Origin of the sequence: Fibrella rubiginis (assembly GCF_017353185.1) — a bacterium.
Lineage (GTDB): Bacteria > Bacteroidota > Bacteroidia > Cytophagales > Spirosomataceae > Fibrella > Fibrella rubiginis.
This window is the reverse complement of sequence record NZ_JAFMYV010000015.1, coordinates 38226-61955: the sequence shown is the minus strand read 5'-3', so window position 1 is coordinate 61955 and position 23730 is coordinate 38226. Positions and strand designations below refer to the sequence as shown.

The 23730-nt window shown below is 55.8% G+C and carries 16 protein-coding genes; 14 read left to right on the top strand and 2 right to left on the bottom strand.

The genetic code is table 11. From position 1 onward, the window contains the following. Positions 1-69 precede the first annotated feature (69 nt). The 3 genes from alaS (at position 70) to J2I47_RS23410 (ending at position 8355) form a co-directional block, all read left to right on the top strand. Positions 70-2727, top strand: a complete 2658-nt coding sequence (gene alaS / locus J2I47_RS23420) for an alanine--tRNA ligase (protein ID WP_207367051.1) — start codon at positions 70-72, stop codon at positions 2725-2727. Positions 2728-3245: 518 nt separating this feature from the next. Beyond that, positions 3246-6482 (top strand): SusC/RagA family TonB-linked outer membrane protein, encoded by a 3237-nt coding sequence (locus J2I47_RS23415; protein ID WP_207367050.1) that lies wholly within the window; start codon positions 3246-3248, stop codon positions 6480-6482. 13 nt (positions 6483-6495) lie between these two features. After that, complete coding sequence (locus tag J2I47_RS23410; RefSeq protein WP_207367049.1) at positions 6496-8355, top strand: RagB/SusD family nutrient uptake outer membrane protein; 1860 nt, start codon at positions 6496-6498, stop codon at positions 8353-8355. 95 nt (positions 8356-8450) lie between these two features. Here the strand turns inward: J2I47_RS23410 and J2I47_RS23405 are convergent, their stop codons facing one another. Continuing rightward, positions 8451-9773 (bottom strand): PQQ-dependent sugar dehydrogenase, encoded by a 1323-nt coding sequence (locus J2I47_RS23405; RefSeq protein WP_207367048.1) that lies wholly within the window; start codon positions 9771-9773, stop codon positions 8451-8453. Positions 9774-10068: 295 nt separating this feature from the next. Then, on the bottom strand, positions 10069-11829 hold the full coding sequence (locus J2I47_RS23400) for a sugar-binding protein (RefSeq protein ID WP_207367047.1): 1761 nt from the start codon (positions 11827-11829) through the stop codon (positions 10069-10071). 357 nt (positions 11830-12186) lie between these two features. Here J2I47_RS23400 and J2I47_RS23395 point away from each other — a divergent pair, with 357 nt between their 5' ends. From J2I47_RS23395 to J2I47_RS23345, 11 genes are all read left to right on the top strand, one after another. Then, positions 12187-13284: an AAA family ATPase gene (locus J2I47_RS23395; protein ID WP_207367046.1), complete on the top strand. Its 1098-nt coding sequence runs from the start codon at positions 12187-12189 to the stop codon at positions 13282-13284. Further along, positions 13281-13871, top strand: coding sequence for a hypothetical protein (locus tag J2I47_RS23390; RefSeq protein ID WP_207367045.1), 591 nt, complete (start codon positions 13281-13283; stop codon positions 13869-13871). The genes J2I47_RS23395 and J2I47_RS23390 overlap by 4 nt, the downstream gene beginning before the upstream one ends. Positions 13872-14021: 150 nt before the next feature. Next, the gene (locus tag J2I47_RS23385) at positions 14022-14735 is read left to right on the top strand and encodes an SdrD B-like domain-containing protein (protein ID WP_207367044.1); all 714 of its coding nucleotides are present in this window, start codon (positions 14022-14024) and stop codon (positions 14733-14735) included. 287 nt (positions 14736-15022) lie between these two features. Further along, positions 15023-15547 (top strand): hypothetical protein, encoded by a 525-nt coding sequence (locus J2I47_RS23380; protein ID WP_207367043.1) that lies wholly within the window; start codon positions 15023-15025, stop codon positions 15545-15547. A 3-nt stretch (positions 15548-15550) separates the two neighbouring features. After that, the gene (locus J2I47_RS23375) at positions 15551-16120 is read left to right on the top strand and encodes a phage tail protein (RefSeq protein ID WP_207367042.1); all 570 of its coding nucleotides are present in this window, start codon (positions 15551-15553) and stop codon (positions 16118-16120) included. Positions 16121-16132: 12 nt separating this feature from the next. Continuing rightward, positions 16133-16666: a phage tail protein gene (locus J2I47_RS23370; RefSeq protein ID WP_207367041.1), complete on the top strand. Its 534-nt coding sequence runs from the start codon at positions 16133-16135 to the stop codon at positions 16664-16666. A 14-nt stretch (positions 16667-16680) separates the two neighbouring features. Further along, positions 16681-17211, top strand: coding sequence for a phage tail protein (locus J2I47_RS23365; protein ID WP_229374901.1), 531 nt, complete (start codon positions 16681-16683; stop codon positions 17209-17211). A 119-nt stretch (positions 17212-17330) separates the two neighbouring features. Beyond that, complete coding sequence (locus J2I47_RS23360) at positions 17331-18461, top strand: ABC transporter substrate-binding protein (RefSeq protein ID WP_207367040.1); 1131 nt, start codon at positions 17331-17333, stop codon at positions 18459-18461. Positions 18462-18465: 4 nt separating this feature from the next. Further along, the gene (locus tag J2I47_RS23355) at positions 18466-20601 is read left to right on the top strand and encodes a DUF8696 domain-containing protein (protein WP_207367039.1); all 2136 of its coding nucleotides are present in this window, start codon (positions 18466-18468) and stop codon (positions 20599-20601) included. After that, positions 20538-22703: a T9SS type A sorting domain-containing protein gene (locus tag J2I47_RS26910; RefSeq protein ID WP_207367038.1), complete on the top strand. Its 2166-nt coding sequence runs from the start codon at positions 20538-20540 to the stop codon at positions 22701-22703. The genes J2I47_RS23355 and J2I47_RS26910 overlap by 64 nt, the downstream gene beginning before the upstream one ends. Before the next feature lie 164 nt (positions 22704-22867). Continuing rightward, the gene (locus J2I47_RS23345) at positions 22868-23650 is read left to right on the top strand and encodes a helix-turn-helix transcriptional regulator (RefSeq protein WP_207367037.1); all 783 of its coding nucleotides are present in this window, start codon (positions 22868-22870) and stop codon (positions 23648-23650) included. The last annotated feature ends 80 nt before the right edge of the window (positions 23651-23730 follow it).

Below are 23730 nucleotides of genomic sequence, written 5' to 3'. Positions count from 1 at the left end.
TAGGGTAGTACGGCTCCCCTCCCCTTGTTTTAAGGGGAAGGGCTGGGGGTGGGGTCACTTTCTTCGCACATGACTTCTTCTGAAATACGCCGTCAGTTTCTCGATTTCTTTCGCTCGAAACAACACCTCATTGTCCCTTCGGCCCCGCTTGTAGCTAAAAACGACCCCACTCTGATGTTCAATAACTCAGGGATGGCGCAGTTTAAAGACTTCTTTCTAGGCAACGGTACCCCCCCGGCCAAACGCGTGGCCGACACCCAGAAATGCCTTCGCGTGAGTGGCAAACACAATGACCTGGAAGACGTTGGCTTTGACACCTATCACCACACCATGTTCGAGATGCTGGGCAACTGGTCGTTTGGTGATTACTTCAAAAAAGAAGCCCTGGAGTGGTCGTGGGAGCTGCTGACGGAAGTATTCAAACTCCCGAAAGACCGCATCTACGTATCTGTGTTCAAAGGTGATGAGGCCGACGGTGTGCCTTTTGATCAGGAGTCCTGGAACATTTGGAAAGGCATCGTTGGAGATGAGAGCCGGATCATTCTGGGCAACAAAAAAGATAACTTCTGGGAGATGGGCGCCACCGGTCCCTGCGGTCCCTGCTCGGAAATACACATCGACCTGCGTTCTGCGGAGGAAGTCGCCAAACAGTCGGGCCGTGACCTGGTGAATGCCGATCATCCGCAGGTGGTGGAGATCTGGAACAACGTGTTTATGCAGTTCAACCGCAAGGCCGATGGCTCGCTGGAAGAGCTGCCCGCCCGCCACGTCGATACGGGCATGGGCTTCGAGCGGCTGTGCATGGCCATTCAGGGCAAGCAGAGCAACTACGATACCGACGTGTTTTCGGGCACGATAGGCCTGATTGAAGAACTGTCGGGCCGTACGTATACGGGCCAAATGGAAAAATCCGACGTGGCCATGCGCGTCATTGCCGACCACATCCGGGCGGTGAGCTTTGCCATCGGCGACGGGCTGGTGCCGAGCAACGCCAAAGCCGGCTACGTGATTCGCCGGATTCTGCGCCGCGCCATCCGCTACGGCTATTCGTACCTGGGTTTTACCGAGCCGTTTATGTGTAAGCTGGTGCCTCACCTGGCTAACCAATTTGCTGACGTATTCCCCGAATTGACAGCGCAGCAGGAGTTTGTGGCTACGGTCATCCGTGAAGAAGAAATCGCGTTCCTGCGCACGCTGGGTACGGGTCTGACGCGATTGGACCAGATCATAGAACAGCTTGGCACCGACAAAACGATACCTGGCGAAACGGTTTTCGAACTGAACGACACCTTCGGTTTTCCTGCCGACCTGACCGCGCTGATTGCCCGCGAGAAAGGCCTTCAAATTGACGAAGCGAGCTTCGAAACAGCCTTGCAGGCTCAAAAACAGCGTTCCCGCAAAGATGCCTCTTATTCAGCAGGTGACTGGATTGAGCTTCAGGATGTGGATAAAGTGGAATTTGTAGGCTACGATAACACGGAGACATACGCCCAGGTGGTGAAGTATCGGCGTGTGCAGAACAAACAGGGAACGCAGGTGCAGATTGTGCTGGACCGTACGCCCTTCTACGCCGAATCGGGTGGTCAGATTGGCGACACCGGTACGCTGGAATTGATGCACCATAACGTACCGAAGGCCACGCTGACCGTACTCGATACCCGCAAGGAAAATGACCTCACAATCCACCTCGTAGCCGACCGTCCCGACATGGACGAACTGCTTGAATCGGCTGATCTCGTTTTTGCCAAAATCGACACGCACCGTCGCGAACTGACGGAAGACAACCACTCGGCTACGCACCTGATGCACTCGGCCCTGCGCGAGGTACTCGGTACGCACGTGGCGCAAAAAGGCTCCTATGTGGGTCCCGATGCCCTCCGGTTCGACTTTAGCCACTTCGGCAAAATGACCGACGACGAAATTGGGCGCGTGGAAACGATTGTCAACGAACGCATCCGGCAGAATATCCCGCTGGACGAAAAGCGCAACGTGCCCATCGAGCAAGCCCGCGCCATGGGTGCTACGGCCCTGTTCGGCGAAAAATACGGCGACTTTGTGCGCGTCATTACCTTCGACCCTACCTACTCCGTTGAGCTTTGCGGGGGTACACACGTGCCGGCTACGGGTCAGATTGGCCTGTTCAAAATCACGTCGGAGGGATCCGTGTCAACCGGCGTTCGGCGGATCGAGGCCAAAACATCGGAAAGTGCCCTGGCGCTGCTGAACGAGCAGGAAGCGACATTGACTGCGTTGAAAGACCTGTTGAAAGCCCCAAAAGATGTAGTGAAGGCCGTTCAAACCCTCCTCGACGAGCGCAACACCCTGCAAAGGCAGGTGGAAGCGCTGGAAAATGAAAAGGTGCAACAGCTTAAAAACGAGCTACTTGGTAAAATAACCAACGCCGCTGAGTACAGCCTGCTGGTCGAACGTGTAGCCGTTCCCAACGCCGACGCGCTGAAGCAATTAGCCTACGACCTGAAAGCCAAAGTAGATAACCTTGCCCTGGTGCTGGGCGCCGACATCAACGGTAAACCCCAACTTGCCGTCATGCTGCCCGACAGCCTCATCAAGGGGCGCGGTCTCAACGCCGGGCAGGTCGTAAAAGACCTTGCCAAACACATCAAAGGTGGGGGTGGCGGTCAGCCCTTTTTTGCCACGGCGGGTGGTTCCGATGCCGCTGGTTTGGATGCCGCGCTAGCACAGGGACGGGCGTTGCTGAACCTATAAAGCTTCCTTCGGCGGGAACGCCTTGTCCTTATACTACATCGTCAGGCAGCACCAGTCATCCAGGCGCCTGGGCTTGTGAAGACACAGATTAGGCTTCCATAAACTACGGTAAACTAAAATAAGCGTATAGGTGTGGGCGTACCCGGCCTCATAAGTCGTTGTCATTACCCGCTCTTTTGTCAATTGCCGTTAAGGCGATCCTGATCCTTCCGGACTGGTCGCTTTAACGGCAATTTCGTTTACCAGCCTATCGCAATAGTCCATTGCAGATTGCCCATGCCTGAGTACTACGGATACAGATGTCAGCCAGTGGATCCGGCGCCACAAGTCAACCGCTTATAAGACAAATGTGGCGTATTGAATTCGGGTACAAAAACACCTTCGCTTTGCATTAAATGAAGAGTAGACGACTATTATTAATTCCTTTTTAAACTATATACTTAACAGGCTTCTAAGTATTTTTTGCACTAATTTTTCAAATTTCTACTCAATCGAATGTACCATTAACACTTAGCTTCATGAAGAACGTCAACTTAACGCTAAAGTCAACGGGTATTGCCCTGGCTTTGCTTATTGGTAGCCATCCCCCCGGCCACGCGCAGACGCTGGCTCGCTCTGCCAGCCTGCCCAATGGCAGTGGGCTACCACAGCTTAAGAACACACCGGCTTTCGTCCCCATCAAAGGGCGCGTGGTTAGCCAAACCGGCGAAGGCCTGCCAGGGGTAAGTATCGTGGTAAAAGGCACCTCTACCGGAACAGTCACCAGCAGCAGCGGCGATTTTACCCTTAACGTGCAGGACGCCAACGCCACGCTGGTGTTTTCCTTCATCGGCTATGTACCGCAGGAGGTAGCCCTGAAAGGGCAAAGCACCATTAGCATAACCATGCTCGAAGATGAAAAATCGCTGAACGAGGTGGTGGTAGTAGGTTACGGTACGCAACGGAAAGAAACTGTAACGGGATCAGTAGTAGCTGTTAAGGGCGACGAACTGGTTAAATCACCAACCACCAACCTGTCGAACTCCATTGCCGGGCGGCTGGCAGGCGTTACGGCCGTGAACCGCAGCGGTGAACCAGGCTACGATGGCTCGGCCATCCGGATTCGGGGTACCAATACCCTGGGCAACAACAACGCCCTGATCGTAGTGGACGGTATCCCCGACCGGGCGGGTGGTCTGGACCGTATCAACCCTGCTGATATCGAAACCATTTCGGTGTTGAAAGACGCCTCGGCGGCCATCTACGGGTCGCGGGCGGCCAACGGGGTTATCCTGATTACCACCAAACGGGGTAAGTCGGGTAAGCCACAGTTGTCATACTCGTTCAATCAGGGCTTTGCGCAGCCTACGGTGGTACCCAAACTGGCCAACGCGGCCCAGTACGCCACCATGCTCAACGACCTGAATATTTACGAGTTACCGACGGCTGAATGGGCTGCTGCCACCAAAGCCTATCAGACCACGGGCACCTACACCCGTCCCGACGGCAGTGTGCGCACGGCTCCTTATTCGCCCGCCGACATTGCCAAGTACAACGACGGGTCGGATCCCTGGGGCCACCCCAACACCGACTGGTATAAGTCGACGCTGAAGACATGGTCACCTCAGTCGCGCCATAACCTGCAACTGCAGGGTGGTACGGATGATTTCAAGTACATCGCGTCGCTGGGGTATCAGAATCAGGATGCCTTCTATAAGAACTCGGCTACGGGTTACCAGCAGTATGACCTGCGCATCAACCTGGACGGTAACATCAACAAATACCTCCACGTGGCAATGGGCATATTGGGCCGCGAAGAATACCGGTATTATCCTACGCGGGGTGCTGGGGCCATTTTCAGGATGCAGATGCGCGGCAAGCCGAATCAGCCTGCTTTCTGGCCCGACGGCCGGCCTGGTCCGGATATTGAAAACGGCGAAAACCCGGTGGTCATCACCACCAACGCCACGGGCTATGACCGCGACAAGCGCGACTACATTCAGACCAATGGACAACTGGACCTGAAGATTCCGGGTGTGGAAGGCCTTAAGATTTCGGCTACGGCGGCCATTGACAAGCTAAACCAGAACAACAAACGCTGGGAAACACCCTGGACGCTCTACGAACGCGGCACGGGCGTAGATGCCAACGGCAATCCCAACCTGGTGGCCAGTGTACGCGGCCCGGCCGAACCCCGCCTCACCTTGGGCAACAATACACAACTCAACATTTTGCTGGGGGCCGTGGGTACCTACGAGCGCAAAATTGGTGATCATGGCCTGACCGTACTGGCGGGGGTAAACCGCGAGACCATCACGGGCGACAACTTTAATGCGTTCCGTCGGTATTTCATCTCGCCTGCTATTGATCAGTTGTTTGCCGGGGGTGACCTGAGCAAAGACAACGGCGGCGGGGCCTACAACCGGGCGCGTCTGAACTACTTTGGCCGACTTGCCTACAACTACAAAGACAAGTACCTGGTTGAGTTGCTGGGTCGCTACGATGGCTCCGACATTTTCCCGGCGGCTACGCGCTACGGTTTCTTCCCCGGCATCATGGCGGGTTGGGTTATTTCCGAAGAAAACTTCTACAAAGGGGCTACGCCAGTGGTCAATTTCCTGAAGCTGCGGGCATCGTATGGGCAGTTGGGTAATGACCAGATCTATTTCCCCGGTACCACCACCCTGGCCACCTACCAGTACCTGGCCACCTACGGGTTCAACACCTACATCATTAACGATGCGCAGCAGAAGACGCTATCGGAGAGCCGGATTCCTAACACCAGCATTACCTGGGAAGTGGCCAACAACGCCGACATCGGTCTGGAAGGGCAGTTGTTTAACGGCAAAATCAGCTTTGAATTCGACTACTTCAACAACCTGCGGACGTCGATTCTGTATCCCCGTAACGCCTCGGTACCCCGCACCACAGGGTTGACCCTGCCCCCGGAGAACATCGGCAAAGTGCGTAACAGCGGCTTCGACGGACAGATCAATTACAACGGTCAGGCCGGCGGCGTCAAGTTTACGGTAGGCATCAACGGCGGCTACGCCCAGAACAAGATCATCTTCTGGGATGAGGCCCCCGGCGCGCCTGAGTGGCAGCGCACCACAGGTCGTCCCATCAACTCGTATCAGGCCTACCAGTACGACGGCGTATTTGCTACCCAGGCCGACATCGACGCCAAAACGCTCGACTATTCAGCTATTGTGAAAACGCTCCGCCCCGGCGATATGAAGTATAAGGACATCAACGGCGACGGTAAGATCACACCCGACGATCAGGTACGTGGTAACCGCACCAACCTGCCCCTGTTCCAGGGTGGGGTCAACCTGCGGGCCACCTACAGCAACTTCGACCTGTCAATCCTGTTCCAAGGGTCGGCAGGGGCGCAGCAGTATATCAGCCTGGGTGAGTCGGGCAACATCGGCAACTACCTCCAGGAGATCTATTTCGACCGCTGGACGGTAGACAACCCCAGCAGTGTACACCCCCGCATTGCCAACCGCAGTGACCAGTATTTCTCTAGCAACAATACCTACTGGCTGCGTTCGGCAGACTACATCCGGCTCAAAAACTTCGAATTGGGCTACACCATCCCGGAAGCCATTGGCCGGAAAGTGGGCGTCAGCAGTCTGCGGCTCTACGTCAGCGCGCTCAACGCCCTGACGCTGGTAAACAAACTCGGTTCGTATGACCCCGAAGCCGACAACGCCACCGGCCAATATTACCCGCAGTCGCGTATCGTAAACGGTGGTTTGTCACTTCGTTTTTAATTCAGCACTCAACATGACACGAAATTTTAAAACCGTCAGCCTTACCCTTCTTTTTGCCTCGGCAATTGTGATGAGTTGTAAGGACGAATTTGTGAATACCCAGCCGCTGGATCAGGTGGCGGGCACGGCCGTCTGGTCAGATGCCTCCCTGGCCGAGGCGTTTGTCACGGGCATCTATGCCGGTTTGGGGCAGGGTGGTTTCAACGAGCAGCAGCTTGCTTCGCTCACCGACGAAACCATCTTTACCCACCCTGGCCGGGGTATCACCACCATTACAGAATCGCGCTCAAACCCGGCCGACCCCGGCTGGATCAACGAGACGATCAACTGGAATAACATGTACCTGCGTATCCGGGCGGCCAACGTGGCGCTGGATAACCTGGCCAAACCGGGCTTCACCAACACCAAGAACATGGTGGAAAAGCTGACAGGCGAAACCAAATTTCTGCGCGCCTATTATTACCAGCAGTTGATCCGCTACTACGGGGGGGTACCCATCGTCGATAAGTCCTACAACCTGGGCGAGGCCGATTATACCCTGCCGCGCAACACCATGGAGCAGTGCATCAACTTTATCGTGAAAGACTGCGACGAAGCCGCTGCGCTGCTCAAGGGCATGTCGATGCCAAAAGGCAGGGCTACGGAAGCCGCTGCCCTGGCCCTGAAATCGCGGGTGCTGACCTATGCCGCCAGTGATTTGTATGACGTGCCTACGGCCAAAGCCAAGTCGACAACCCATGCAGCCTTTGCTAACCCCGAACTACTGGGCTACGTGAGCGGCAGCCGGACAGACCGTTGGCAAAAGGCCAAAGACGCGGCCAAAGCCGTGCTGGATCTGACGAACTACGGTTCGCAGTTGAACCTGTCGGCCCCGGTGGCCCCGGCGGCAGGCACCCAGAACTACATGAACATTGCCCTGGCCCGTAACGGTGGGGAGAAAGACCTGATTTTCACCCGGTCGTTTATCAACGGCAAGCAGGAAGCGGGTGGACAGCAGGGCCTGTTCAACGGTCCCAACGGTTACCACAACTGGGCGGGCAACACGCCTATTTCGCTGCTGGTAGATGACTACGAAATGATGGACGGGTCGAAGTTTAGCTGGAGTGATCCGGCCAAAGCCACCACGCCCTACGCCAACCGCGATCCTCGGCTGTACGGTTCTATTCTGTATGACGGTGCCCCCTGGAAACCCCGCACGGCCGACGTGGCCGCCAAAGACCCCGTCAACCAGATCCAGACGGGTCAGTATGAAGTAACAGGCGCTAACGGCAAGGTATCGGTAGCGGGTCTGGACACCCGTAAGAGCACGGTAGAAGACTGGAACGGTAGCTACACGGGCTATTACATGCGCAAATTTGTTGACCCAGACCCAGCTATTGTAGACCAGAACACGTACCAGCAGATTCCCTGGCCGTTCTTGCGCTATACCGAGGCTGTGTTCAACTATGCCGAGGCGTGCATTGAGTTGGGGCAGGATGCCGAAGCTAAAGCCTGGCTGAACAAAATCCGTTTCCGCGCCGGCATGCCCGCCCTCACCGAAACCGGAGCCGCCCTGCGCGAACGCTATCGCAACGAACGGCGGATTGAGATGGTGTTTGAAGAGCAGCGTTACCACGATGCCCGCCGCTGGATGATTGCCCCCGCCACGCTGGGTCGTCAGGCCAACACCATCAGCATCACGGGCACGCTGAAACCTGGCAAGTCGGTATCGCTCTACCGCTATGACCCCACCAGCTACGATTACACCTACCGGGTGGTGAACATCGATCCCGGCAAGGAAAACCGCGCCTGGCTCGACAAGATGTATTACCTGCCCATCAGCCGCGACGAGATCAACCGTAACGCCAAGCTGATTCAGAATCCGGGCTATTAAGGCGTTTAGTGTTTACAGTTTATAAGTTGGGGTTGGTTGATGCAAGCATGATGCTTGCATCAACCAACCCCAACTTATAAATACCAGCTGAACAATTACTTCCCCGTTACGCGCCAGATGCGGTTACCCGAATCATCGGCCACGAGCAGCGAGCCGTCGGGGAGCATAGTCGTGCCAACGGGACGCCCGTAGACGTCGTTGTCGCCCGTTTTAGCGACGAACCCCGTCAGAAAATCTTCAGGTTTGCCGGGCTTGCCGTTGGCGAAAGGCACAAAAACAACTTTGTAGCCAGCCAATTGCGACCGGTTCCACGAGCCATGCTGCCCCACAAAAGCGCCACTGCGATAACGTTCCGGAAAGCCTTTGCCTCCCGCCTTCTGGTCATAAAAAGCCAGACCCAATGAGGCCGTATGCGCACCCAGCGGCACGTCGGGAATGATGGCTTTGGCTACCGACGAGGGGCTTTCGCCGGCGCGGCGCGGGTCTTCGTTTTGGCCGTAATAGCTGTAAGGCCAGCCGTAGAAACCGCCTTCTTTCACGCTCGTCAGGTAGTCGGGCACAAGGCCATCACCGAGTTCATCGCGCTCATTCACCGCCGTGTACAATGTCTGTGTGCCCGGCAGCCAGGCCATGCCCACAGGATTACGCAGGCCGCTGGCATAGACGCGTTCGCCCGTACCATCGGGGTTGATCTCCAAGATGTTAGCCCGACGCTTTTCGTGTTCGATACCATGTTCGGCCACGTTACTGCCCGACCCCACCGACACATAGATCTTTTTGCCATCGGGGCTAGCCAGCAGGTTGCGTGTCCAGTGGTTGTTGTAGCCACCAGCGGGGAGTTTCAGGATCGTGTCGGCCCCAGCGCGGAGCTTGGTGTCGCCGGTTTTGTAGGGGAAACGCAGCAGTGCATCGGTGTCGCCCACATAGAAGTAATCGCCTAAGACGAGCATACCAAAGGGCTGATTCAGGTTTTCGACCAGCACCGTACGTACGTCGGGTTTGCCGTCGGCGTTGGTGTCGCGCAGGAGCGTAATGCGGTTGGCACTAGCGTCGAACCGTTGCGAACCCGCCTGCCCGATCACCTTCGTTATGGCTTTGGCAACCCCTTTTTTCTCCGTGTTTGATTCAGCAACCAACACGTCGCCGTTAGGAGCCACGTAGGCCCAGCGGGGGTTAATCAGGTCGCGGGCGTACTCGCTCACCACAAAACCAGCCGGGGCTGTGGGCATTTGCCCGTCGGACCAACCCACCACTTTGCTGAATTTTACCGCCGATTTAGTACTGTAGGGCGCAGGTAAATCCAGCTCACCAATGGCAGTCTGCACCCTGGCAGGGCGACTATTTGTATTCTGTTTTTTCGAGCAACCCAGCAGCGAAAGGCCACAAAGGCTCATTAGGGCTATTTTTTGGATGTTCATGGATACCGCGTTTACCGTTTTCTATACGCTATAAAACGCATAGCATCGCCTTTGGTTAACATGAATTGAGTGGCGGATTGCTAGAGTGAAGTTGGCTTGGTCGCTTTGGTGGCTTCGCGCTCTAGGCCCTTCGACTAGGCGTCCCCGACAGGCTCAGGGTGACAGGAAACTAGAATTAACTTACCTGAATTGAATTAGGTGGGCTGTCACCCTGAGCCTGTCGAAGGGCACGTAGCGCGAAGCCAACAAAGCGCGAAGCCAACAAAGCGCGAAGCTACACCCACCTCATTCCCCACTACTTCAACACCAGCCTCGACCAGGTATAGGGCGCCAGATCGCGATTGCCGGAAATAGATTCGGTATACGTGGTGGAAGCGTCATCGTTGGTCAGGCCCAGGGTGTAGCCAATGCGGACGCCGGAAGCGGGTTTGCCACCCAGCAGCTTCCACGGAATAGCCATTTCTACATCATAACCATCGGCGCGTTTTTTCGTGGCTTTCCTGATACCGTCGGTGGTGCCGTCGTAGGCTACCCAGCTCCCTTTTGAGCCTTCCTGCACCAGCAACCGCCCGTCTGACGTCACATGAACGGCAAAGATCGAACGCGTCAACGCCTCCGCCGATTTGTTGGTGGCATCGAGAGCTACCCAGATGCCGTCGTCGTCCAGCGGCGAAGGCGAGTTGGCCACCATGGTTTTGTCGTTGACGGTGGCACCCACAAACAGGAATTCGTCACTGTAGGCAAAGCCGCCCCGGAGTTGCGCCGGGCCTTTACCACCCACAAAAACGGGCAACGTAGCTGGCCAGTTGTCATTGCTGAGGTCGCCGTCCACGGCCACGGTACGTACCGGAGCGGTTTGGTCGGGGATGACGTAGCCCTTAATCATCCATACTTCAGTGCTGGTATCAGCGTAGGAGTTGGTGGTCGTGAGGGCAATGACGGTGTTGTCGGTCAACACACTCAGCGAGTTCCAGAGGCCGCTTTTGTTTGCTTTTATGGTAAACGGTTCAGACCCCCGGCTGAAATTCCGGGCCTCAGTATCGCCCACGTACACCAGCATCCGCGACACGCCAATGTCGTTACTGACCCGCCCTTCGGTGCTTTGGCAACTCAGGATTGTTTCCCCACCCGTAAGCTGACGCAGGTAGGGCGCTCCGGCATAAATCGGGTCGGCAATAACCTCGCTCAGGGCGTAGTTGCGGTTGGTGCCGTTACCACTGACGGGGCCACTTTTCCAGTTGTCGGCCAGCGCATTACGGATGATGTAGGGTTTGAACGTCGTCTGGAAATTGTCTTCAATGGAAAAAGCAACCTCACCCTTGTCTTTCAGCAACACCGGCACGGGCATACCGTCGCGCCGACCGGCCCGGAACGACACGATTTCAGGCGTGGTGGTCCACGTCAGGCCCCCGTCCGTTGAGCGCATGAGCGAAATATTCTGCTCGTCGGAGGTGGTGTAGATGCCCTCATTGGAGAAGTAAAGGCCGATTTCGCCCGATGGCAACTGGATGGCGGCAGGTTCCCAGCAGCCGTTCTCGAAGGTGTTTCCTGCTTCATAAACGAGCCGGGCATCTTTCCAGGTCAGGCCGCCATCGTAGCTTTTGATGGTTCTGATACCAAACCGGTTGGCCCCATTGTTGGCCTTAGGGCGGGGATTATACGACACCAGCAGCGAATGGTCGGCCAGTTCCAGGATGTCGGGTACGGTCATGGCTACGCCCGGCTCGGCCCGCGCCACCACTACCCGTCCACCCCATGACTGCCCGCCGTCGGTGCTGCTAACAGCCTCAATGGTGCCGTTGGCTTCATAGACGCAGATCAGCGACTTGTCGAACCGCTGAATGAGCCGGGCATAGCCGTTGTAGCCTACTACTCCACCCGACACGGGTGCAATTTTCCGCAGGGTGCTGTAATCCCAGGCAATACGGCTACCATCTACGGCGGGTTTAGCCCGGAACGTCTCGGTAGTATCGACTACGGCGATCACGGGATCAGCTTTGGAGCAAGCCAACAGTGTCAGCAGCGAGGCCACACACAGGATAAGAGTTCGATTCATAACAACAGAGTCTACACCCATAAAGTAGAACCCTGCGATTTATAGCCCTTACTAGTGCGTATTTATTAAACCGGTTTTTATGCTATTGGAATTACCTCAGTCTGACAAACTGCATAATTCAATCGCCGGACTGTCTGCGTAGCCGGGCCGCGTAGCGGTCAGATGTTTGTAGCAAGGTGAGGTTTGGAAGAATCATAGCGTGCCGTAGGTACGCGACCGCAGAACATCGTTGTGGCGTACCTACGGTACGCTGTGATTCTTCCAAGCCTCACCTTGCTACAAACATTTGACCGCTACGCGGCCTGCCGGGCGAACGAAAATCCGTAGTATTGCGCCACAACCGACTGCCAACCAACCATGCTCAAGCGCGTTTCGATCCAGAACTTCAAGAGCCTTAAAGACGTCACGCTCGACCTCCAGAAAGTCAATCTCCTCATCGGTCCCAATAACTCCGGCAAGACGAATTTTTTGAAGGCGTTAGAGTTTTTCAATAAAGTTGTTTTACAAAATCCTTCACTGTCAGAACACCAAACCTTAAGCTATAGCTTTTTACGATCTTCAAGCTACATTTCTTTGGAGCTCACGTATAGTAGAGACAATGAGTCTATTCTTTTTGGTCGCAGAATATCTTTTCAGAATAACGATGATAAGCAGTCCTACCAAACAATAATAAAAGACGGAATTGAAATTAGTAGAGACAACAACGGGTATCCTGGTATCAGCTATCTACGAAGACAATTTGGGAATTTTTTGATTTATAAACCAGATCCAAATAAATTAACTGTTCCAGGTCCCGTCGGGAAAGAAACAGAAACAGTTAATTATGATGCTTCTGATCTTGTGAATTTTTTAGATTTAATGCTTGGAAAATATCGTCGTACTACATTTAGCCAAATTGAAAAAGATTTACAGAAATGCATTCCAGAATTCACCGAAATTAACTTAGATAATAGTAATGTAACAGAAGACTTAATAAAATTTCATGGAAAAGACAAAGCATTTAAGCGAATTGGGCTTACAAATGAGAAGCAAAATGTAACATACTGGGCTGACGAACTCTCAGAAGGGACACTGTACTTTCTTGCCCTACTTTGCATCATCAACCAACCCAATCCACCTAAACTGCTTCTGCTTGAAGAGCCAGAAAAAGGCATTCACCCACGCCGGATTGAAGAGATCATCAACTTTATTTTTGGGTTGGCCGAAGAAAAAGACATTCAGGTAATTATGACCACGCACAGCCCTATTGTGGTCGATATGTTCAAGGACATGCCCGAATCAGTGTTCGTGTTTGATAAAGATGACGAGGGTGCCACTCATGTCAAGAACCTACAAAAAGATATTATTGAGCCGGAAACCGCTGAAAGCGAACGGTTAGGCATCGACCCACCACAGTACCTTAATGGCTTGGGGCAGGCGTGGAAAGTTGGATTAATTGGCGGCGTTCCCCGATGAATAAATTAGTCATCTTTGGCATTCTGTGTGAAGACAAAGCACATCGTAATTTTATTCATCATTATCTAACCGCTTGCTTTCCAGACACATTCCTGGAAAACGAAGCGTTTGGTTGGCAAATTCGTGCTTCTAATGCAAAGGAAGTTGATGATTCAATCTCTGATGCCACCCGTCTTGGCTTTACTAAATATCAACTCGACGTATTGATTGTTGGACGTGATGCTGACACAACTCAGCCCAAGCGTATTGACGAGTTGAAAATAAAACACGATGCAGCTTGTGGAGGGCATCCAAAAGTTGTGTTTATGATACCCGTTCAATGTATAGAGCATTGGTTACTGTACATAAAGAATCATCAGGAAAATCCTTCTTCTACTAAGAATCAAACGTTAGAGACAATCATCAGAAGAGAATGTAAAAGGCTGGTATATGGTGAAATAAAAAAGCCAGATCATCAGGTAGAAATAGCCAGTAGCTTATTAATCGGCTTTGATTCTGATTGGCTGGAACAACGCTCTGAAAGTTTCAAGAAATTTCACAATCAGGTAAAGGCCTTTCTCGCCAGCTACGCCGATTCAAACCTATAAGGTTGAAAGAAACCTTATAGGTTTACCCCCTTCATAGCCCACTCCTGAGTATTTTTCTGTACGCAAGCAACCTGTCAGCCTTTGTGGCCGTACTGGGTTTGACCCTGGAAAACGCGTCGTTTTCCAAACCTTCTCAAACCACTTACTACCATGAAAAAAGTACACTTGATTGGTGCGGCAGCGGCACTCCTACTGCTCAACGGCTGTAGCAACACCGACGTGGCTCCCCCCGCTCAATACGGCACCATCGGCGATAAAGTATGGATCGATGCCAACGGCAATGGACAGCAGGATGCGGGAGAGCAGGGCGCTACGGGCGTAAAAGTGATCCTCTACGATGGCAGCGGCACCCGCAAATTAGACAGTACCACTACGTCGGCGGCGGGCCTCTACACCTACGACAAGCTGACTTCTGGCAACTATAAATTACAGTTTGTGACCCCTTCAGGCATGGTGTCGACCCTGGCAGGTACGGGTAGCGGCCTCACCGACAGTGACGCCGATAAGCTGGGCTGGACCCGCACCGTCACCATCGACGTATCGAAGTCCCTTACCGACACGCTGCATGTGAACACAGCGCTGGATGCCGGGTTCCGGCCGCAGACCAGTTATGCAAAAGATGTAAACCCTATTCTGGTGGCTAGTTGCTCATTCTGCCATTCTGCAACCAGCGGTCCGGCCTATGCCGCACGGGTGAAACACGTGAACAATTACGCCAATGCCAAAGCCATTGGCCCGTTTATCCTAAATCGGGTTAGCCGGGCGCAGGGGGCAGCGGGCATGATGCCATTCAATGGTACCCGCCTGTCGGAAGAGAAGATTGCCGTGATAAAACGATGGGTTGATGACGGGCTGGGCGAATAGCTGTAGCTGAAAGATCGGGTGTAGAAAACGCTCCTTACTGCGGTGAGGGGCGTTTTTTTATGCACTATCGGTCAGGTTTCTTCACTGGTTGTATACTGTTTTTTTGATACCCTCCACCTCCAGAAACAACAGAAACTAACTATAATATAGTCTCTCAACTAAGTATACTTACCCCTCAGTAAATACTATTGAATTACCCATAACAATGCCCGAACATTATAGCCGCACTTAGCCCGAGTAATTGGCTGATAACGTATTATCAACTAGTCGCTACACCCAACCACTGCATGCAGAGACGTTTATTTATCACAAAAACACTCGCGGGTTTATTGCTCCCTCTACTGCCAGGTTCGGTATTGGGTAAGCCACACCCGGAGACTGTCCCGGCAGCGGCTCAGGCTCAGCTTGTCCGGGTAGTAGATCAGCTCGGTACGCTGGAGCAGCTTCAACTCGACTACGTATACAGCCCCGGACACACGTCACTGGCCACACTTGCCAATCTGGTCCAGGCCGATTTTACTCAGCTGACCAGCGCTGCCAGTATACCTGTCGTATTCGATACCGAGAAACTCTTTACCGATTCACCCTCAGCCCGGTTTGGGTCGTTTGCCCATACTTTCCTGCTGGGTGAGTTAGTAGTACGTTGCCGCGTAATGGCTCGTGTGGGCCTGCCCGATGCGCCGCTCCAACGCCGTAGCCAACTGCTGGGTACGTTGGGCGTAGTAACCATCCACGACGACGCGCTGACCCACCAGAACCTGGCGGGCAAGGTGCTGCACGAAACCGTTCTCACCACCCACCAATCCGCCTGAATCATGGAGAATACGTTTTCAGGAGCCACCCCCTACGTAGGTGAAATTCGGCTTGTGGGCCTCAATTTCGCTATTAACGGCTGGGCCATCTGCAACGGTCAGCTGCTACCCATTTCCGAATACGAAACCCTGTTTAACCTCATCGGCACCACCTACGGCGGCGACGGGCAAAACACCTTCGGTATTCCCGATTTGCAGGGGCGTGTACCCATCCACATGGGGCAGGGGGCGGGTTTACCCAACTACACCATTGGCGAGATGAGCGGAACGTTCGAGCGAACGCTGACGACACAGCAACTGCCTGCCCATACACATTCATACACCTACCAACCGCTGGCGCAACTGGGGGCAGGCACAACCAACAACCCCGAAAACGGCTTCTTCGCGGCGGGCGCGGGTCGGGGCGGGCAGTTCTACCAACCACTCGCCAACGCCAATACGCAGATGGCCAACGTCACAACGCTCGCCCAATCAACAAGCGTGGGCGGCAATCAGCCCATCCAGATTGCCCAGCCCTATCTGGTGATGAACTACGTCATTTCGCTGTTTGGCATCTTCCCATCACCAACCTAACCCTGCACCTCTATGGAACCTTTTGTTAGCGAAATTGGCCTGTTTGGCTTCAACTTTGCTCCCACAGGCTGGGCGCGGTGCTTCGGGCAACTGCTGCCTATTTCGCAAAATACAGCCCTGTTCTCGCTGCTCGGTACGAACTACGGCGGCGACGGCAAATCGACTTTTGGCCTGCCCGATTTACAGGGGCGTATACCCATCGGGTATGGGCAGGGGCCGGGCCTTCCCGATTTCTTTCTTGGCGAAGAAGGTGGTTCGGAAACCATCACACTGCTCGAATCACAGATGCCTGCCCATACGCACGGCGGCGGCCCTACACTCACGCAGGCCGCCTCGACTACCAACGCCTCCACCGGCGACCCCACCGGGGCCGTACCAGCCGCCGCAGCCGCCAACCGCTACGCCACCACCACCGACGCACTCATGGCGCAATATCCGTTAACGCTTCAGGCAGCGGGTGGGACCCAACCCGTCAGCGTAATGCAGCCGTATCTGACCATTAACTATTGTATCGCCCTGCAGGGCATTTTCCCGCCTCGCAGTTAACTCTACCATTTACTATGGCAGCTTTATTCGGACAGACCCCCCTCTTAGCTGAAATGATGTGGTTCTCGTTCAACTTCGCCCCCAAAAATTGGGCGCAGTGCAACGGGCAGTTGCTACCCATCGCGCAGAATCAGGCTTTGTTCTCGCTGTTGGGCACGACCTACGGCGGCAATGGTACAGTCAACTTCGCCCTGCCCGACCTGCGCGGGCGGGCAGCGATGGGCGAAGGCAACGGACACACCCTGGGCGAACGGGCAGGTTCCGCCACGCAGACACTATCGGTGCAACAGATCCCGCAACACACGCATCAGCTCACGTTCAGGCCACCGGCAAATAAAACCGCCGCCAACAGCAACAGCCCCACCAACAACTACCCGGCCCCCGGTGGCAGCTACGGCACGAGCGGGAACACTAATATGGGTGTCAGCGCGACCAATACCCAAACGGCCAGTGCCGGAGGTAGCCAACCGTTCCCGGTCATGCAACCGTACCTCGTCCTCAACTGCTGCATCGCGTTATCAGGCGTTTTCCCAAGTAGAACTTAAAAAAGTAGGCAGTGTGCAGTGGCAGTAGGCAGTGCGCTGCCAAACAATAACCTTGTGCCTTAGCAGCGCACTGCCTACTGCCACTGCACACTGCCTATTACACACTGCCTACTCAAACTATGACCATCGGCCTTCTTCTTCCTCAATCATCGCTCTACCCCACGTTGCCATTCGACCTTGTGGAGGGGTTGCGGGCGGGCTTAGATGAGGTTAGTTTGGCCGATACGAAACTGGTATTGGAAGGCATCGACTACGGCACCAACCCCGCCAATGTGCAGACGAAAGCGCAGAAGCTCCTGCTACAGGAAGGGGCCGACGTCGTGGTTGGGATGGTGAGCAAACGGGTGGGCGACGCGCTGGCACCGATGTTCGCAACGGCCAACCGGCTGCTATTGGTACTGGATGTGATCGGCGAATTCTTTTCGGGGCAGCCTTCCGCGAGCGAAGCGCCCACGTCGCATGTCTATTACCACTCCTTGCAGACCTGCGCGGGTACGTGGCTCGCCGGACGTGATGCCGCCGCACTGGGACCGGTGATTCAGACTGCTTCGTACTATGATTCCGGGTACTTGCAGGGCTATGCGGTGTCGCAGGGCGTGGCAGCGGGGGGCAGCACAATGGGGCAGTGGGCTATTTCACCACTGAAGACCGCCGATTTCACGCTGGCGCAACTTCAAACGGGGCTTGAGCAGGACGCGGGCAACAGCATCGTGGCCCTTTACACCGCCGATATGGCCGAGCAATTTTTTGCCGGGTACGTGGCTCTGCCGCCGCACCGGGACGTACCCATATGGGGGGGGCCATTGCTGCTGGAAGAGCAGACCCTGGCGAAGGTGCCTTACCAGACCGAGGGCATTCGTGGGTATGTTGCCTGGTCGCAGACGCTGGACAATCCACTCAATCAGCGGTTTCAGGAAGCTCTTCGCCGACGCGGACGGCACCCGAACCTATTCTCGCTGCTGGCTTATGAAGCCGCTTCTATCCTGCTGACCTATCTGGCTGACCTCTCGGCCATTGACCAACTCGCTACCAGTTCGTTCGATAGCCCACGCGGCACTATCACCATGAACGCAACCACCCACTACACAAGCGGCCCGCTATACGAAGCCACTGTTTTGGCCTCCGACACGGGTCATTGCCGCTTACACCCCGGCGCACCAGTCTCAACAAACGACCCTATCGACCACCTGCTCGCACAGGGGCAACTCAACACCTACGCCAACTGGTTCAACACGTATTTGTGCATTTAAGGATATGAAACAGCTATACAAACTCTTCCTTCTTACCCTGACGCTTAGCCCACTGCTCAGCTGGGGGCAAACTACGCTGGGGCCGGGCGACGTGGTGTTCGTGGCCTTCAACATCTCCGACGACCGGGGACTGGGGCCAACCAACCCGGTCGGGCCGACGAGCGTGCCCATTACGCCAGGGTCGATACAGGACGATCAGTTTCAGTTTATGCTGCTGAAGAAGGTCACGGCCAATACCAAAATATACTTCACCGACTACGGCTGGAAAACCAGTGGCGGATTCCAGCCTTCGTGGACAGCCGGTCCGCAAAACAACGGTAGTGGCACCGGCTCGGCCGACGACGGTATCATTAGCTGGACGACCTCGACGAGCCTCGCGGCGGGAACGGTAGTGCGTATCACCTGCAAATACACCCTCTCGGCCAGCATCGGGACGGTTACGGGCGAAGAAAAAATTACGCCCTTCAACACCTCGCCCGCTGGTACGGGGCCGTACTGGCTAAACATGACCGAGTCACCTGACCCGGCACCTGGCACCGTCACCAACGGCGATGAACTGTTTGCCTACCAGGCAACCTCGGCGCGGGCGGCGAACCCCATCGTTTTGACGGGCGTGCGATTTATCGGGCTGTGGGCACCCACGACGGGTACCGAATTTAACCCGGCAGTGTCGGATTTCCCTACTTCGCTGACGGCCAACGGCATGAACGCCGCCATCGAGGTAAACCACTACCAATACCCGGCGGCGGCCAAATATGACTGCGCCGCACCGGGCAACATTTCGACGGGCTTCCCGCGCCCGCTTCGCAACGCCATCATGACGAAAGCCAAGTGGACGGTGCCGAACCTGGGTACGTCGTGCGAAGGCTTTTTTTACGACCCCACAACCAACTACGGTTGCCCACAAACATCGCTGGCGGGCTTCCTGCCCAGCACCTGCACCTTCACGGTATTGGAACTGATCATTGTGCAGCAACCTGTTAGTAAAGTGGTTTGCGCCGACCAGACGGCGACGTTCTCGGTGTCGGCGACCAACGCGACCAACTACCAATGGCAATCGTCGCCCACCGGCAGCACGTGGACGAACGTGAGCAACGGGCCGGTGTATAGCGGCGCCACGTCGGCCACGCTGACGGTGCTAAACCCGACAGGCCTGAACGGCACGTTTTACCGGGTAATCGCCTCCGAAACCACCGAACCGGCCTCGGCCACCTCCAACGGCGCGGCTACCCTGACCGTAAACCCCCTGCCGACCGTTACACTTCAGGCCCCGAACGTGTGTACGCCTGCCTCGGCCACGCTCACGGCCACCAGCGGGCTGGTTAGCTACACTTACACCGGGTCAAATGGATTCAGCAGCACCGGTACATCGAACACGACACAGGTAGCGGGGCTTACGGCGGGTCCGTATAGCTTTACGGTAAAGGCCGTCAACAGCAACGGGTGCAGCAACACGGCAACGGCTTCGCTAACAGTTAGCGACCCACTACCCCTGACGCTTGCCACTCCGGCAGTCTGTGAAGGCAGCGCACTTACGCTCACGGCGTCGAGCGGTTTTAGCAGCTACACCTACACTGGTTCAAACGGGTTTACCAGCACCGGAACGGCGAGCAGCACACAGGTAACGGGGCTGGCGGCGAATACATATAGCTTCTCGGTAGCGGGTACGTCGCCCGGTGGTTGCCGCAGCACGGCCACCGCGTCGGCTACGGTGAACCCTTTGCCAACGGTCACGCTGGCGGGTACAGTTGTGTGTGGCACGGGCGTAAGTTTGACGGCGACGGGCGGGCTGTCAAGTTACACCTTTGTCGGGCCGGGCGGGATTACGGCTGTGGGTACGTCGAATACCACTACGCTGACAGGCATTCCGTCGGGTACGTACACCTTCACGGTCATTGCGGCCAATAGTAGTGGCTGCATATCGAGCGCGACGGTCTCGATCAATGCCCAGATTCCCACTCCCAGCATTACGACCAATCCCAATACGACCACGCTCTGCGCGGGTGCCAACCTCCGGCTGATCGGGGCGGGGGGGCTGGCTTCAGGTGGTCGGGGCCGAACGGTTTTAGCAGCGCCGTGTCGAACCCCCTGCTGGTCAACTTACAACCCGTTGACAGCGGGATCTATTCGCTCACCGTGACGGCCACCAGCGGCTGTACATCAACAACCAGCGTGGCTATCACGGTCGAATCGGTAACGGCCACCGTCTCGGCCAGTCCTTCTACCACGCTGACCTGCAACGTACCTAGTTTGACGCTCACGGCCTCCGGAGCTAGCAGCTACAGCTTTGCCGGGCCGGGTGGATTCAGCCAGACGAACGCAACAGGTATTGTAGCGGTAAACGTGGCGGGGACGTATTCGGTGACGGTCGCCAACGCAGCGGGTTGCTTCAGCGTCACGACCATTGTCATCAGCAGCGACCAGACCGCCCCAGCCAGTGTGGCCCTCACGTCGAGCCTGTCGGGTGTTGTTGGACCTAACATCATCAACTGCGCCATACCCAGCTTGACGCTCACCGCCTCGGCTACGCCCACCAGCACACAATCGGCGAGCCTGACGTATGTATTCAAAGGTCCGTCTGGTACGCTGCCCGGTACGGGTACTGAGCGCATCATCTCAGCAGGGGGTGTTTATTCGGTTATCGTGACGGGGGCGAATGGCTGCACGGCGATGGCCACCAAAACGATTTTTGAAAGTACAACCGCCCCAACGGGTGTAACCTTAACACCCACCCCAAGCAGTACGTTGACGTGTGCGCAAACTAGCCTGACACTTAACGCCTCGGCCACCGGCGATGGACTAACCTATTTCATTTATGGCACGACCACGTTTCCTGCTACGAACGGTCCTCAGCGCGTCATCACCGTGCCCGAAACCTATACGGTGATTGTGTACGGCAGTAATGGCTGCTCAGCGTTTGCTACGACGACAATTAGCCAGAACACCATCACACCCACGGCCAGCCTAATCTCTTCGACAGGTAGCCTGACCTTCTGCGCTAACTCGTCGCTGACGCTTGTGGCCGGCACCGGAGCTACCTACCGCTTCAGCAGCGGGGCTACCCAACTCGGCGGCAGCACGGGCAACACCGCCACGGTCAACACGACAGGTACGTATTCGGTGACGGTGACAGCGACCAACGGTTGCACAAACACGGCCAGCATCTCGGTGAGCACAGTGGCCGTAACGAGTGTGACCAACTCGCTACCCGCTTCGGTCAGCGTCTGCGAAGGCAGCACACCCTCGGGCCTGACAATCACCGCCACGGGAGCTAATCTGACCTACCAGTGGTTCAAAAACAGCTCCGCTTTAACAGGCCAAACCACGCCCGTACTGACCTTCACCGCGGCCACCCCCGCCGACGCAGGTAGCTACTACCTGGTTGTATCAGGAGCCTGCGGTACGGTCAGCAGCAATACGATGGTACTCACCGTTCGGCCCCGCCCGGCGGCCCCGGCCCTCTCGCCTGTCAGCCGCACGGCCGTAGCTGCGCCCGCCGCTACCATTCCGCTGCCGCAGTTTGTGATAGCTACGGGTACGCTGAGTTTCTCAGGCGCTAATGGCCTGCTCAACCCACCCAATGCCGACATTTCGGTGGTCGGTGTGTTCAGTTTCTCGGTGACGCAGACCGACGGGTTCGGCTGCACCAGCCCGGCTACGCTCTTCAGCCTGACGGTGCTCTCGCCCCTGCCCCCCGCCAGCCAGACCCTTTGCCGGGGTAACCGCGTGGTGATGAACGTCTTCCCGACAGGGACGCGCTATGAGTGGTACAAAAACGGCCAGACGGCCGCCAACAAACTCACAGACGTGGCAGGGGTACAACTGGGCACCACCACAGCCAGCCTCACGCTGGTGAGTGTGCAGACCAACGCCACCTACTATGCCAAGACCTTCGCCGCCAACGGCTCTTTCACCTGGTCGGGTCCATTTGCCGTGGTACTGGGTAACTGCCCGAACGGGCGGGTGGGGACTACTGAACCCGTGCTAGCCATACAGGTACGTGTGGCGCCCAACCCCCTGGTGGCTAATACCCTACGGGCCACCATCACCGGTGCGGGCGGCCAAGCCCTGACCCTGCGCCTTCTTGATGTGCAGGGCAAAGCGGTGATGCAGCAGCAGTGGCAAGAAGCCGCTGACGAGCAGTTTGTTGAGTGGAACGTGAGTCAGCAGCCGGCCGGTACGTTCCTACTGCGGGCCACTACGGATCGCCAAAGCCAGACTGTTAAGGTGATGAAAGAGTAAGGTTGGCAGGCGTGTGTGGAGTCCAATAACCAACACAGCCGTCTAGCCAATCAACTGCCCCACTAAAAAAGGCGTTGAGGTAAGCCATTCACTTACCTCAACGCCTTTTTTAGTGGGGCAGCGGCTTTCGGCATTAACTTGCCTGCCACTGCCGTAACTTCTTCATGCTACCATCCGTTCGTGCCCGGCTTCGCCAGTCGTTTCAGCGACATTGTGCTGAGTTGCCGGTTCCCAATTACAAACGCTACATCGACTCCATCGAGCAAATCCTGTCGCTGCCGGGGCTGGATCAGGTAGTGTACATGGTCTGCGATAACCTGAACTATCAGATACTTTATGCCAGCGACAGTACGAACCTCTTCGGGTTTGCTACCAACGGCGAAGCGTCGCCCGGCCCCGCCGACGTAGCCCGCTACCATTCTCTGCTGACTACCGATCACGCCGACTACTCCTTTTTGGCCGATTCGTGGCATTTATCCCTCCACGACCGCCTGCCGCAGGAGCAACGCGTGAACAGTCAGGCGGTCCATTGCGGCATGAAATTCAGCCGCCCCGACGGTCGAACGGGTCGATTGCTGGCCGTGTCACATTTCGTGGAGCCCGATGCCAACAACCTGCCGCGCATTGTGCTGGTGATTATGCAGGACGTGGCGCACCTCATTAAAGGCGATCACTACTGGATGCGGGCGACCTTCGGCGAGCAGAACGAACGGGTGTTCTGTTACTTGTCGCATCAACGCGAAGCTTTGGAAATTGACATTCTATCTGTTCGGGAAAAAGAGGTATTGCGGTGCCTGCACAAGGGAAAGGACTCAAAAGAGATTGCTCAACAGCTTGGCATCACCGTCGAGACTGTGCAGAAGCACCGCCGCAACATGCTCGCCCGCACGGGTGCCCGCGACACTACGGCCTTGCTGCAACTGGCGATCTGGTGCTCGTTGTTATGAGTAAATGACCAAGTATTTATTGGATGGTATTCGACTACCCATGCCGGGTATTGACTAAGGGGTAGGTGCTAATTTCCTTT